This window comes from Streptomyces sp. NPDC051940, assembly GCF_040680895.1.
In the GTDB taxonomy this organism is placed as follows: Bacteria; Actinomycetota; Actinomycetes; order Streptomycetales; family Streptomycetaceae; genus Streptomyces.
In genome coordinates, this window is record NZ_JBFAXR010000185.1 from 1 (window position 1) to 13,037 (window position 13,037).

At 75.4% G+C, this 13,037-nt stretch carries 12 protein-coding genes; 10 read left to right on the forward strand and 2 right to left on the reverse strand.

Translation table 11 applies throughout. The features are described 5' to 3' along the window. The first annotated feature begins 145 nt into the window (after window positions 1–145). From AB0M28_RS37520 to AB0M28_RS37560, 9 genes are all read left to right on the forward strand, one after another. Window positions 146–2,053 carry a hypothetical protein gene (locus AB0M28_RS37520; protein ID WP_365414805.1) on the forward strand — a complete coding sequence of 636 codons (1,908 nt, stop codon included), beginning with the start codon at window positions 146–148 and terminating at the stop codon, window positions 2,051–2,053. Between the two features lie 43 nt (window positions 2,054–2,096). Further along, window positions 2,097–2,951, forward strand: a complete 855-nt coding sequence (locus AB0M28_RS37525) for a hypothetical protein (protein ID WP_365414807.1) — start codon at window positions 2,097–2,099, stop codon at window positions 2,949–2,951. Then, the gene (locus AB0M28_RS37530; protein ID WP_365414809.1) at window positions 2,948–3,880 is read left to right on the forward strand and encodes a sortase; all 933 of its coding nucleotides are present in this window, start codon (window positions 2,948–2,950) and stop codon (window positions 3,878–3,880) included. Before AB0M28_RS37525 ends, AB0M28_RS37530 begins: the two co-directional genes overlap by 4 nt. A gap of 137 nt (window positions 3,881–4,017) precedes the next feature. Beyond that, window positions 4,018–4,782, forward strand: a complete 765-nt coding sequence (locus AB0M28_RS37535) for a phosphate ABC transporter ATP-binding protein (protein ID WP_365414827.1) — start codon at window positions 4,018–4,020, stop codon at window positions 4,780–4,782. Between the two features lie 76 nt (window positions 4,783–4,858). Further along, complete coding sequence (locus AB0M28_RS37540; protein ID WP_365414811.1) at window positions 4,859–5,419, forward strand: sigma-70 family RNA polymerase sigma factor; 561 nt, start codon at window positions 4,859–4,861, stop codon at window positions 5,417–5,419. Further along, window positions 5,416–6,303, forward strand: coding sequence for a zf-HC2 domain-containing protein (locus AB0M28_RS37545; protein ID WP_365414813.1), 888 nt, complete (start codon window positions 5,416–5,418; stop codon window positions 6,301–6,303). Before AB0M28_RS37540 ends, AB0M28_RS37545 begins: the two co-directional genes overlap by 4 nt. A gap of 63 nt (window positions 6,304–6,366) precedes the next feature. Next, the gene (locus AB0M28_RS37550; RefSeq protein WP_365414815.1) at window positions 6,367–7,143 is read left to right on the forward strand and encodes an ABC transporter ATP-binding protein; all 777 of its coding nucleotides are present in this window, start codon (window positions 6,367–6,369) and stop codon (window positions 7,141–7,143) included. Then, window positions 7,140–8,483, forward strand: coding sequence for a hypothetical protein (locus AB0M28_RS37555; protein ID WP_365414817.1), 1,344 nt, complete (start codon window positions 7,140–7,142; stop codon window positions 8,481–8,483). The genes AB0M28_RS37550 and AB0M28_RS37555 overlap by 4 nt, the downstream gene beginning before the upstream one ends. Next, entirely contained in the window at window positions 8,480–9,079 is a 600-nt protein-coding gene (locus AB0M28_RS37560) for a hypothetical protein (protein WP_365414819.1), read from the forward strand. The genes AB0M28_RS37555 and AB0M28_RS37560 overlap by 4 nt, the downstream gene beginning before the upstream one ends. A gap of 1 nt (window position 9,080) precedes the next feature. Here AB0M28_RS37560 and AB0M28_RS37565 read toward each other — a convergent pair whose 3' ends face one another. Continuing rightward, on the reverse strand, window positions 9,081–9,749 hold the full coding sequence (locus tag AB0M28_RS37565; protein WP_365414821.1) for a spermidine synthase: 669 nt from the start codon (window positions 9,747–9,749) through the stop codon (window positions 9,081–9,083). A 26-nt stretch (window positions 9,750–9,775) separates the two neighbouring features. After that, complete coding sequence (locus AB0M28_RS37570) at window positions 9,776–10,309, reverse strand: hypothetical protein (RefSeq protein ID WP_365414823.1); 534 nt, start codon at window positions 10,307–10,309, stop codon at window positions 9,776–9,778. A gap of 172 nt (window positions 10,310–10,481) precedes the next feature. Between AB0M28_RS37570 and lon the strand changes: the two genes are divergently transcribed. After that, window positions 10,482–12,905: an endopeptidase La gene (lon, locus tag AB0M28_RS37575; protein WP_365414825.1), complete on the forward strand. Its 2,424-nt coding sequence runs from the start codon at window positions 10,482–10,484 to the stop codon at window positions 12,903–12,905. The last annotated feature ends 132 nt before the right edge of the window (window positions 12,906–13,037 follow it).

Sequence of the window (13,037 nt, forward strand, 5' to 3'; positions counted from 1 at the left end):
GGCCGGCCATCCAGTCGGTGACGACGATCAGGTCGCGGCCGGTGTCCTGGCCGCCCGCCCGCCGCCTTCGGGCGGCCCCCGCCCCATCGTCGTGGGGGCGGCCCCCGCCCCACCCGCGTCACGCCCGGAACGGAACGGACCCGCCATGACCAGGACCTCAGCCCGCCGCGCACCGGCCGCCGGCCGCGCCCGCCGGCTCGGCGCCGCAGGCGCCGCCGTCGCGGCCGCCTGCCTCCTCGGCCTCGTGCCCGCGCCGCCCGCTCCCGCCGCCACCCCGACCGCCGTCGCGGCCCGGCCCGCCGCCGCCGTCCAGATCAGCGCCTCGTCCGACGGCACGGACGGCCGGGCGACCTTCGGCGTGCAGCCCGCGACCGGGAAGAAGCCGGACCTGCGCCCGAACTTCTCGTACAGCGTCACCGCGGGCGCCGCGACCCGCGACCACATCGCGGTGTTCAACTACAGCCGCAAGCCTCTGACGCTGCGCCTGTACGCCAGCGACGGGTTCACCACCCCCGAGGGCGGCTTCGACCTCCTCGCCGCGAAGGACAAGCCGCGGGACGCCGGCACCTGGCTCGCCGTCGGCAAGGACACCGTCACCGTCAAGCCGCGCTCGCGTGTCTTCGTGCCGTTCAACGTCCGCATCCCGGCGCGGGCCACGCCGGGCGACCACGCCGCCGGTATCGTCGCCGCGCTCGCCACCCGCCGTACCGACGCCAAGGGCAACGAGGCGATCGTCGAACAGCGCGTCGGCGCCCGCGTCTACGTGCGCGTGGCCGGTGAGCTGCGGCCCGGGCTGACCGTCACCGGGCTCACCACGACGTACCACCCCAGCACCTTCGGGGCGGGCGGCGCCACCGTGCGCTACCGCGTCCGCAACACCGGCAACCTGCGCGTCGGGGTGCGGCAGGCCGTGCGCGTCCAGGACCTCTTCGGCGGCGAGCGGGCCACCGGCCCGAAGGACATCCCCGAGCTGCTGCCGGGCAACGAGCTGGAGTTCACCGCGCGGGCCGACGGCGTCCTGCCGACCTTCCGCGGCAGCTCGACCGTGTCCGTCACCCCCCTGCCGGTCCAGGGCGACACGATCCGGATCCCCCTGCCGCCGTCCGCGAAGTCCGCGGGCTTCACGGCCGTCTCCTGGTTCTACGCCCTGCTCGCCGGCCTGCTCCTGCTCGGCGCGGCGGGCTACGGCGTACGCCGATGGCGCCGCCGCCGCGGCGGACCCGGCTCCCCGGCCCGGCGCGGTACGGCTCCTGTGTGGAACGACTCCGCCCCCCGCACCCGCGCCCCCTCCGGCACGGCCGCCCGTACGGCGGCGGCCGCCGCGCTCGGCCTGCTCCTCACCGGCGCGTTCGCGCCCGCCGCGCAGGCCGCCGGCGGAGGGCTCACGGTCACCCCGGAGAAGGGCAGCGACATCGAGCTGATGACACTCGCCGCCTCCGGCCCGTGCCCCGAGGGCAGCACCAACCTGATCACCTGGATCAAGGGCCCGGGACTGCCCGCGGCCGGCGAGGTGCTCGTGGGCAACTCGGGCCTGGAGGCGTACGGGACGGGCCCCGGCGGCGGTCCCGTCGTACCGCTGAGCTTCACCATGCGGGACTTCGCGACCATGGTCCACCTCAAGCGGCTGTACGGCACGTACACCCTGACGATGACCTGTCTGAAGGGGCCGTTCGACAAGACCCCGGAGCGGACCTTCACCGGGACGATGCGCTTCACGAAGCCCGACGCGTACCGCGACGGCACCCAGGCGAAGCCCGAGTCCCCGGCGCCGGCCAAAGCGCCGGGCGGAACCGCGGCGGGCACGGGAGCGTCGCCGACGGCCCCGGCGGGCCAGGCCGGCGGTACGGATCCGGGCGCGGTCGGCGTACCCGGCGCGTCCACGGCGCCGACGCAGCCGGCGGCCGCGACCGCGGCGGACGGCTCGGGGCCCGACGCCGGGGCCCTCGCGGGCGCCGTCGGCGCGGCGGTCCTGCTGCTGGCGGGCGGCGGCACCTGGTGGTGGATCCGCCGCCGGCCCGCCGCCACGGCCGAGGGCGTCGACTGGGACGACTGACCGCCGCCCCGCCCCCGCCCCCGTTTCCCAAGGAGAGACAGACGTGCTGCAGCGTTTCACCCAGGCCACGGCGGCCGCCGCCGGCGCCGCCGCCATCGCCACCGGCGTACTGGCGTTCGCCACCGGCACCGCGGACGCCGCGCCGATCGGGACGATCGCGTTCGTACCGGACCACGGCAAGGACGACACCCCCATCGACATGTCGCTCTCCGGGGTCTGCCCCGAGGAGGCGACCAACCTCATCGTGACGGTGCGCGGTTCGGGCTTCCCCGACGACTACATCGTCGTGGGCAACACGGCGGTCACCGCCTTCGGCGTGCAGGACGGCCGGCTGCGGGTGCCGCTGCGCCTCCACATGCGCGGTTACGCCGACGAGGTGGGCTTCCCGACGCTGCAGGGCGACTACCGGTTCACGGTGACGTGCCGGCTCGCGTTCGGGAGCACCACGTTCGGCGACTTCGACGGGGCGATCCGCTTCACGTCCGGCACCGACTGGGTGACCGCGCCGGGCGGCGGCCAGACCACCCCGCCGGCCACGTCCCCACCGCCGACGTCGCCGCCTTCGACATCCCCGCCACCGACGTCGCCGCCGCCGAGTTCGCCGCCGCCCACCAGTGAGTCGCCCACCCCGGACCCGACCGACACGTCGGCAGACGGGGGCGACACCGTGGGCATCAGCACCACCGTCAACGGCGGCAACGGGGGCAGCGGCGGCAGCTCCGGGGGAGGCACCGGCGGGGGAACCGGTGGCGGCAGCATGCCCGGCACCGGCGACGACTCCGCGAAGCTGGCGTTCCTCGCCGCGCTGCTGGTCTTCCTCGGCAGCCTGGCCGTGTGGGCCGTACGCGAACGCCGGCCCCTGCCGCCCGTCATCTGGCCGGACGGCGACCGCCCGTGACCCAGACCCTGCTCCCCGCCGTCCCCGGGGGCCCCAAGGAGGCGCCCGCGCCGCCGCGCCGTCCCGCGCCGCCCCGCCCCGGCCCGTACCTGCGGACCCTCAGCGCGGCCCTGCTCATCCTCGCCGCCCTGATGCTCGGCCTGGTCGCCAACGCCGGACCGCTCGGCGATCTGCGGCACGGCCGCGACCGCCAGGTCGACTACGCCGCGCTGCGCGCCCAGCTCGCCACCGGCACCGCCCCTGTCGCCGCCGCGCCGACCGACGGCGGTACGGCGCTGGAACCCGGCTCCCTGGTCGCCGTCCTGCACATCCCCGGCATCCGGCTGCGCGAGGTGGTCCGCGAGGGCACCACCCCGGGGCTGCTGGCCCGCGGCCCCGGCCACCGCCGCGACACCCCGCTGCCCGGGCAGGCCGGGGTGAGCGTGCTGCTGGGCCGCCAGGCCGTCTTCGGCGGCCCCTTCGCCCGGCTGGACGACGTACTGCCCGGCGAGGAGCTGACCGTCACCACGGGCCAGGGGAAGCACCGTTACCGCATCACCGGCATCCGCCGGGCGGGCGACCCGCAGCCGCCCCCGCCCGGGGACGGCGAGGGCCGGCTGACCCTGGTGACCGCGGAGGGGACGCCGTTCATGCCGACGGGCATCCTCCGCGTCGACGCCGAGCTGGTGTCCGAGCCGCAGGGCGCCGCCGCTCCCGCCGTCCGCCCCGGCGCACTGCCCGCCGACGAACAGGCCATGGGCACGCAGGAGACGGCGTGGATGCCGCTGGTCCTGTGGTGCCAGGCGCTGGTCCTGGCCGCCGCCGCGCTGGCCTGGGTCCGCGCGCGCTGGGGCCGCGGCCAGACGTGGTTCGTCGGCGTCCCCCTGATGGCCGTCCTGGGCCTGGCCGCAGCGGACCAGGCGCTGCTGCTGATGCCGAACCTGGTTTGAGGGCAGGGCACATGACCGCCGTACAGCACGACCGGAAGACGAAGAGGGAACCCGACGTGACAGCTGACCCGAGCAGCGAGACCATCGCTCTCCCGCCCCTGACCGAGCTCACCGACCCGGTGCCGCGCGGACAGACCCTGGACGCCCGTGCCGTGTCGGCCTGGTTCGGCGACCACAAGGTGCTCGACCGGGTGTCGCTCACGATGCCCGCCGGCCAGGTCACCGCGCTCATCGGCCCGTCCGGCTGCGGCAAGTCGACGTTCCTGCGGATCCTCAACCGGATGCACGAACTGGTCCCGTCGGCGTCCCTGGCCGGCGAGGTGCTGCTGGACGGCGGCGACATCTACGCCCCCGGCCGCCGGCTCACCGAGGCCCGCCGCAGGATCGGCATGGTCTTCCAGAAGCCCAACCCGTTCCCGGCCATGTCGATCTACGACAACGTCACCGCGGGCCTGAAGCTCACCGGAGTCCGGCTGCGGTCCGCGGAGAAGGACGACCTGGTCGAGGAGTGCCTGACCAAGGCCGGCCTGTGGAAGGAGGTCCGCGACCGCCTCCGCCAGCCGGGCGGGGCCCTCTCCGGCGGGCAGCAGCAGCGCCTGTGCATCGCCCGCTCGCTGGCCGTACGCCCGAGCGTGCTGCTGATGGACGAACCGTGCTCGGCCCTGGACCCCACCTCGACGCGCCGCATCGAGGAGACGATCCGCGAACTGGTGCACGAGGTGACGATCGTGATCGTCACCCACAACATGCAACAGGCGCACCGCATCTCCGACCTGTGCGCGTTCTTCCTCGCGGAACAGGGCACCCCCGGCGTGGTCCTGGAACAGGGCCCGACAACGGCGATGTTCGGCGCGCCGCGCGACCAGCGGACGGCGGACTACGTGGCGGGGCGGTTCGGGTGAGGGACGACCCGCGTGGGCGCCGGTGAACCGGGGGGACCTTCCCCGTCGATAAGGGGGCGTGAGAGCGTTCCGGGCCATGACCGCCCGACCACCGGAGGAGCCGCCCGCCGACGCGGCGCTGCTGCGCGCCGTCGCACGTGGCGACGCGGACGCGCTGGCCGCCTTCTACGACCGGCACGCCGGCTGGCTGCACCTGCGGCTCACCCGGCGGTGCGCGGACGCGGAGCTGGTGGACGAGGCCCTGCAGGACACGTTCGTGACCGTGTGGCGGACGGCGGCCCGCTACTCGGGCGCTGCCGGCGGCTCCGCGGGCGGCTGGCTGTGGACCCTCGCGGCGCGGCGGCTCGTCGACGCCCAGCGCTCGGCCGTGCGGGCCGCGCGCGCACGCGACGCGGTGGCCCCGCCGGCTCCCTCCGCCGAGGAGCACGTGCTGGCGGCCGGCCTGGAGTACGGGGAGCTGGGCGACGCCCTCGACCGCCTCTCGCCCGAGCTGAGGGAGGTGCTGCGGGCCACGGTGATCGACGGGTTGACGACGCGTGAGGCCGCCGCTCACCTCGGCATACCCGAGGGGACGGTCAAGACCCGTGCCCTGCGCGCCCGCCGGGCGCTGCGGTCGGCCCTGGGAGGTGCGGCGTGAGCTGGCACGTCACACCGGAGCTGGCCGGGCGTTACGCCGCGGGAGAGGCGGCGGACGCCGACGCCTGGTCGGTGGAGAAGCACGTGGAGTCCTGCACGGAGTGCGCGTCGGCGGTGTCGGCCGCGGTGGCCGCGGGGCCGGCGGGGGCACGGCTCGCGGCGGTGCGGGAGGCGGTGCTGCGGGACGCGGTCGGCGTATCGGGTGGTGCCCACCGGGCTGCCTGCCCGGCCGGCGCCGCCCGCGGTCGTGACGCGTCGCGCTTCCGCCTCACCGCGACCGCCCGGCTGGCGTGGGCTGCCGGCCCCGCGCTGAGCAGGCCGTGGTCCGCCGCCGTCCTCCTCGTGGCCGCCCTGGCCGTCGCCGCCGCCCGCCTCACCGGATACGACGGCGCCCGGGACTGGCTGCTGGTCCTCGCGCCCGTGCTGCCCCTGCTGGGAGTGGCCGTGTCCTACGGCCCGCACGCCGACCCGCTGCACGAGCTCACCGCGGCCACTCCGGCCGGCGGCCTGCGGCTGCTGCTGGTGCGCACCGCCGTGGTGCTCGCCGCGTCCGTGCCCCTGGTCGCGGTGACCGGCCTGCTGCTGCCCGCTCCGCCCCCCGGCTCCCCGGGGGCCGCGGTCTGGCTGCTGCCCTGCCTCGGCCTCTGCCTCTGCGCGCTCGCCCTCGGCGGATTCCTCGGCTGCCGGTCGTCCTGCACGGTCCTGGGCGGCGGCTGGCTGGCCGTCACGCTGACGCCCCGGGGTGCCGCGGCTCCCGCACCGGCCGCCGTGCTGGAGGCCCTCGCCGCCGCGCCCGGCGCGCAGGCGGCGTGGGCGGCCGTGGGGCTGGGCAGCGCGGGGCTGCTGGCGGCGCGGCGGACGGCGTACGACCGGCCGCGGTTCTAGGGCACGCGGCGCCCTTCCTCCGCGCCCTTCCGCAGAGCCCCTTCCGCAGAACCCCTTCCACCCATGACGGGAGCACAGGTGACGACAGCACACGTCCGCGGCCTCACGGTCCGGCACCGCCGCCGTACGGCGCTCGACGGAGTGAGCCTCTCCTTCGACGCCGGCGTGCACGGACTGCTCGGCCCCAACGGCGCGGGGAAGACGTCCCTGATCCGGGTGCTGGCCACCGTCGCGGAGCCCGACGCGGGCGAGGTGCGGCTGCTGGGGGAGGACATCGCGAGCACAAGGAGCCGCACGTCGGTCCGCCGCCGACTCGGCTACCTTCCGCAAGACTTCGGGTACTACCCGGGCTTCACCGTCCGGGAGTTCGTCTCGTACGTCGCCTGGCTGAAGGAGATGCCCGGCGCCCACACCCCCGCCGCCGTCGAACGGGCGGTGGCGCGCGTCGACCTCACCGACCGCATCGACGCCAAGGTCCGTACGCTGTCCGGCGGCATGGTCCGCCGGGTCGGTATCGCCCAGGCCATCGTCAACGACCCGGAACTGCTGCTCCTCGACGAGCCGACGGCGGGTCTCGACCCGGAGCAGCGCGTGGAGTTCCGCGACCTGCTGCGCGAACTCGGCCGGACGGCCGCGGTGATCGTCTCCACGCATCTGGTGGAGGACGTCGCCACGGCGTGCCGCGAGGTGACGCTGCTGGCCGACGGCCAGGTGGCGTACCGCGGGACGACAGAGCAGCTCACGGCTCTCGCGGAGCCGGGCAGCGGCGTGGGGGACAGCCCCATCGAGCGCGGCTACACGGCGGCTCTGCGGGTCCATCGGGCGGGGGTGGGGCGTTGAGCCGCGCCGGGGTGCTGGAGCGGACGGCCGGGGCGGAGGGCACCGCGGCCGCCCGCGGGGCCGGGCCGTTCCGCACGGAACTGCGGCGGGGGACAGGCCCGTTGTCCGCCCTGCTGATCTTCCTCTCGGTCACGCTGGCGATGGCCGGCAAGGCAACCGACTCGCGCGCGGGCACGGACTGGCCGTCGAGCTGGTCGCAGACCGCCGGCCTGCTCGGCACCCTCGTGCTGCTGTCGGCGCCACTCGCCACGGCCGCAGGCGCCTGGCAGGGCGCACGCGAGCACCGGACGCGGCTGACGGAGCTGCTCGCCAGCACCCCGAGGGGCCTACTGCGCCGCTCCCTGCCGGCGTGGGTGAGCGCCGCGCTGTGGCCGGCTCTCGGCTACCTCGCCGCCGCCGCGGTCTGCCACGCGTATGCGCTCCTGTACGTCTCGTACGGCCGCCCGCTGCTCGCCTCGGCGGTGGCGCACGCGACCCTCACCGCGGCTTTCGGGACCCTGGGCTTCGCCCTCGGGCGGGCGGTGCCGCGGGCGTTCACGGCACCGGTCTCGGCGGTCGCCGCCTACGTGCTGCTGGGCGCGACGGCGTACACGGACGGCCCGCTCGCCCGGCTGTCGCCCGTGGACGGCCGCACCTCGGCCGGCCACACCCTCGCCTGGTGGCAACCGCCGGCCGAGATGCTGCTGGCCGCCGGAGTGGGCGGGGCGGCGCTGGTGGTCGCCGTGGCTTCGCTACGTCACAAACCGCTCGCCGTCGTGCCGCTGCTGCTCGCGGTCGTGGGCGGCGGGCTGCTGACGCAGGGCGGCGACCCGTGGCGCAGCGATCCGGGAGCCACGGCACTGGTCTGCGACCGCAAGGCCCCCCGGCTGTGCCTGACCGCCGTGCACGGCGGCCTGCTGGACGACGCGTCGAGGAGGCTCGACCCCCTGCGGGCGAAGCTGAGCGGTGTGCCTGGTCTGCCGGAGCGCCTCGTCGAGGCGCCCGGGCGGCGGCGCGCCGAGGGCGACCGGGCGCTGCCGCCCGCGGACATGTACAGCGCGCGCAACCGCATCGACGACGGGGAGTTCTTCGTCCGCAACGCCTGGAGCGCGATGGGCCTGGTACGGCACGGTTGCCGCTTCGGCCCGCGGGCGCGGCTTCTCAACAGCGCCGTGGATGCCTGGGTGATGGAATTCGACGACCGGCGGATCGGCTTCTTCGCCGACGAGGAAGAGGTCCGGCGGACCCGCGCCGTCATCGACCGGATCGACGCGCTGTCCCCGGCCGGCCGGGAGGCCTGGCTGACCGCGTACTTCACGGCAGCGCGCGAGTGCGCCGTCGACACGGTGGAGCTCCCATGACCGGCTACGCCCGCTCCCGCGGCCTGCCCGCCGCGCTCCTCACCCTCGTCGCCGTCACGCTGCTCGCCTGGCGCTGCGCCGACTGGCTCGTGGACGCCCCGCGCTTCGGCACCAGCGCCCGGGTACCTGTCGTCGCCCTGGCCCCCCTGCTGGCGGGCTCGGCGGCGGCAGCGAGCCTGTACTCGCACTCCGCCGAACTGGACCGCACCGCCGCCCGCCGGCTGTGGTGCCTGCGCAGCGGACAACTGCTCGCGCTCACCGGCCTGTACGCCGTGACCCTCGGCGCCACGGTCACCACGGACGCCGCCGTCTTCGGCACCCAGGCGATGGTGCGCAACGTCCTCGGCACGGCCGGCCTCGCGGCGCTCTCCGCCGTGGTCTTCGGCGCCCGTCTGGCCTGGATGCTGCCGCTCGCGTACACGGCCACGGCGTATCTGGCCGCACCCCGTGCACCCGGCGGATCCGCGGCGGCGTGGGCCTGGCCGGTGCAGCCGGGCCCGCAGCCCGCCGCGTGGTCGACGGCCGTGCTGCTGTTCGCCGCGGGCCTCGCGGTGTGCGCCTGGCGCGGGCCGCGGAGCCGGCTGGGGCGGGAGTAGCTCAGGGGAGTGGACGCCGCGCCAGGTGTACGACGTCCGGCACCCCGCGGCGTACCGGGATCTCCTCCGTGCGCACGTCCGTGAAGTCCGCCGTGCGCAGGGCCTCCTCGAAGGCGGGGGAGGGCTGCGCGGACCAGACCGCCAGGACGCCGCCCGGGGTCAGCCTCGATCGGCAGGCGGCCAGGCCGGCGGGGGAGTAGAGGGACGCGTTGCCGTCGGTGACGGTCCAGTCCGGGCCGTTGTCGATGTCCAGGCAGAGCGCGTCGTACGACACCCCCGCCTCGCGGACGTACGCCACGAGGTCCGCCTCGACGATCTCCGTACGGGGATCGGCCTGGGCCTGCCCCGAGATCCGGGCCAGCGGTCCCCCGACGTGCCAGTCGATCACCGCCCGCTCCCGCTCGACCACCGCGATCCGCCCCCACCGGGGCTCCGCGGCGGCCTCGGCCAGCGAGAATCCGACGCCCAGCCCTCCGATCAGCACGGCGGGCCCGGGCCGCCCGTCCAGCTCCGCCAGCGCCGCGCGGATCAGCAGGCGCTCGGAGCGGCCGTCGGAGGTGTCCATGAGGAAGCAGCCGTTGGCGATGATCTCGAAGTCGTCCCCCCGCTGCCGCAGGGTGACCTCGCCGTACGGTCCTTCACGGTGATCGAGGGTGAGGGGCTGGTCCATGGCCGTCGAGCCTAGCGAGTCGGGCCTCACGGGCGCAGGGGAGGCAGGGCGTCGAGTACGGCCGGCATCCCCGGGATGTCCCAGCCCTCGCCGAGCACCACGAAGCGGTCCTGGTACTGGACGGTGGTGTTCAGCTGATCCGGCCCCGTGTAGGGCATGCCCATGTCGGTGGCGTCGATCTCGTCGAACCGCACGGCGGCGAGCGCCTCGCGCAGCCGCTCGGCGTCAGCGGCGCCGAGCCTGCCCTTCCTGGTCCCGCGACCGGATTCCACGACGTACCGCCCGTCGACGAACACGGTGAGCACGTCGATCCGCCCGTCGATACCGCCCTCCTCCTTGTACCTGACCAGCACGGCCCCGGGATCGGTCGGCTGCACGACATCGGGAGTGCGCGACGGGGACGCGGACGGCGGGGCGGCGGACGCGGACGGCCGGGCCGGGGAGGTGGAGGTGGCGCCCGGCGCCCGGTCGGGCTCCGTCCCGGAGCCGCCGTCGCATCCGGCGCCGAGCAGCGCGACGAGCACACCGAGACCGATGAGCACCCCACCACGTCGAGTCATGCCGGAGTCGTATCAGCTGAACGAGCCCCTCCGGGAGAGGCACGTCACACCTCGCGCCCGGGACCCACGCGCCGGCGATCGCCCACAGCGAACAACCGCGGGGCCGGGGAACAACCCCGCGCCCCCCTGCATTGAGTCGATGTAACTCAACTTGCATGCCGAAGGGGAGATCATGGCTACTGAGCCCCAGCCGTTCACACCGCAGACCCTGCCCGTCCTCCCGCTGGACGACGAGGTCGTCCTCCCCGGCATGGTCGTGCCCCTGGACCTGTCCGACCAGGAGGTCCGGGCCGCCGTCGAGGCCGCGCAGGCGACCGCGCGCGAGACCGGCCGGAAGCCCAAGGTCCTCCTCGTGCCGCGGATCGACGGCACGTACGCCGGCATCGGCGTCCTCGGCCGCGTCGAGCAGGTGGGACGGCTCGCGGACGGCGATCCCGGCGCCCTGATCCGCGGGCTGAGCCGCGTCAGGATCGGCGCCGGCACCACCGGCCCGGGCCGCGCCCTGTGGGTGGAGGGCACCGCCGTCGACGAGAACGTTCCCGACCCGCTCCCCGGCTCGGTCACCGAGCTGATGAAGGAGTACAAGGCCGTCGCCGCGAGCTGGCTGCGCAAGCGCGGCGCCTGGCAGGTCGTGGACCGCGTGCAGCAGATCGAGGACCCCGGCGCGCTGGCCGACAACTCCGGCTACTCGCCGTTCCTCTCCACCGAGCAGCGCGTCCGCCTGCTGGAGACGGCCGACGCCGTGGCCCGGCTGAAGCTGGCCACCGAGTGGCTGAAGGACCACGTCGCCGAGCAGGACGTCGCCGAGTCCATCGCGAAGGACGTCCAGGAGGGCGTGGACAAGCAGCAGCGCGAGTTCCTGCTGCGCCGCCAGCTGGAGGCCGTACGCAAGGAGCTGCGCGAGCTGAACGGCGAGCCGGAGGGCGAGGAGAGCGACGACTACCGCGCCCGCGTCGAGGCCGCCGACCTGCCCGGGAAGGTCCGCGAGGCAGTGCTGAAGGAGGTCGACAAGCTCGAGCGCCAGAGCGACCAGTCGCCGGAGGGCGGCTGGATCCGCACCTGGCTCGACACCGTCCTGGAGCTGCCGTGGAACGAGCGCACCGAGGACGCGTACGACATAAAGGCCGCCAAGGCCGTCCTGGACGCGGACCACGCGGGCCTGGACGACGTCAAGGAGCGCATCACCGAGTACCTGGCCGTACGAAAGCGCCGGGCCGACCGCGGCCTCGGCCTCGTCGGCGGGCGGCGCGGCGGTGCGGTGCTGGCCCTCGTCGGCCCGCCCGGCGTCGGCAAGACGTCCCTCGGGGAGAGCGTGGCCAAGGCCATGGGCCGCAAGTTCGTCCGCGTCGCCCTCGGCGGCGTGCGCGACGAGGCGGAGATCCGCGGCCACCGCCGTACCTACGTCGGCGCCCTGCCCGGCCGGATCGTCCGGGCGGTCAAGGAGGCCGGGTCGATGAACCCCGTCGTCCTCCTGGACGAGATCGACAAGGTCGGCTCGGACTTCCGCGGCGACCCCGCGGCCGCCCTGCTGGAGGTCCTGGACCCGGCGCAGAACCACACCTTCCGCGACCACTACCTGGAGGTCGAGCTCGACCTGTCCGACGTCGTCTTCCTGGCCACCGCCAACGTGCTGGAGGCCATCCCGGAGGCGCTGCTGGACCGGATGGAGCTGGTGCGCCTCGACGGCTACACCGAGGACGAGAAGGTCGTCATCGCCCGCGACCACCTGCTGCCCCGGCAGCTGGAGCGCGCGGGGCTGGCGGACGGCGAGGTGCTGATCGAGGACGGGGCGCTGCGCAAGCTGGCCGCCGAGTACACCCGTGAGGCCGGCGTACGGAACCTGGAGCGCTCCGTCGCCCGGCTGCTGCGCAAGGTCGCCGCCCAGCACGAGCTCGGCGACGCGGAACTGCCGTACACCGTCGGCGTGGAGCAGCTGCGCCCGCTGATCGGCCGGCCGCACTTCACCCCGGAGTCCCTGCAGGAGCCCGAGGAGCGGCGTACGGCGGTGCCGGGCGTCGCGACGGGGCTGGCGGTCACCGGCGCCGGCGGCGACGTCCTGTACATCGAGGCGTCCCTCGCCGACCCCGAGTCCGGTGCCTCCGGGCTCACCCTCACCGGTCAGCTGGGCGACGTGATGAAGGAGTCGGCGCACATCGCGCTGTCCTTCCTGCGCTCGCACGGCGCGGAGCTGGAGCTGCCCGTCGGCGACCTGAAGGACCGCGGCATCCACCTGCACGTGCCGGCGGGCGCCGTCCCGAAGGACGGCCCGAGCGCGGGCATCACCATGACCACCGCGCTCGCCTCGCTGCTCAGCGGCCGGCACGTGCGGCCGGACGTGGCGATGACCGGTGAGGTCTCGCTGACCGGGCGGGTGCTGCCGGTCGGCGGCATCAAGCAGAAGCTGCTCGCCGCGCACCGGGCGGGCGTCAAGACCGTCATCATCTCCAAGCGCAACGAGCCCGACCTGGACGACCTGCCGAAGGAGGTCCTGGAGGAGCTCGAGGTGCACACGGTGACGGACGTCCGCACGGTCCTGGAGCTGGCCCTGACGCCCGCCTCGGCGGGCGCGCGGCCGGAGGTGCCGGCCGCCGCGTGACGGAGGCGTCCGGCATGGTTCCGCCGGCCTTCCCGGACGGCGGCGCTGTGGACGCGGACCCACTCGTAGCGGTCGGTCAGCAGCTCGCGCAGGCGAGGGAGGGCGGCCGCGGCGGGCGGGCCGATCTCGGCG

Excerpts from the sequence above, each read along its gene's own strand:
- AB0M28_RS37560 (WP_365414819.1), top strand. The coding sequence starts at position 8,480 with ATGACCGGCTACGCCCGCTCCCGCGGCCTGCCCGCCGCGCTCCTCACC.
- AB0M28_RS37520 (WP_365414805.1), top strand. The coding sequence starts at position 146 with ATGACCAGGACCTCAGCCCGCCGCGCACCGGCCGCCGGCCGCGCCCGC.
- AB0M28_RS37570 (WP_365414823.1), bottom strand. The coding sequence starts at position 10,309 with ATGACTCGACGTGGTGGGGTGCTCATCGGTCTCGGTGTGCTCGTCGCG.
- AB0M28_RS37550 (WP_365414815.1), top strand. The coding sequence starts at position 6,367 with ATGACGGGAGCACAGGTGACGACAGCACACGTCCGCGGCCTCACGGTC.
- AB0M28_RS37565 (WP_365414821.1), bottom strand. The coding sequence starts at position 9,749 with ATGGACCAGCCCCTCACCCTCGATCACCGTGAAGGACCGTACGGCGAG.
- AB0M28_RS37540 (WP_365414811.1), top strand. The coding sequence starts at position 4,859 with ATGACCGCCCGACCACCGGAGGAGCCGCCCGCCGACGCGGCGCTGCTG.
- lon (WP_365414825.1), top strand. The coding sequence starts at position 10,482 with ATGGCTACTGAGCCCCAGCCGTTCACACCGCAGACCCTGCCCGTCCTC.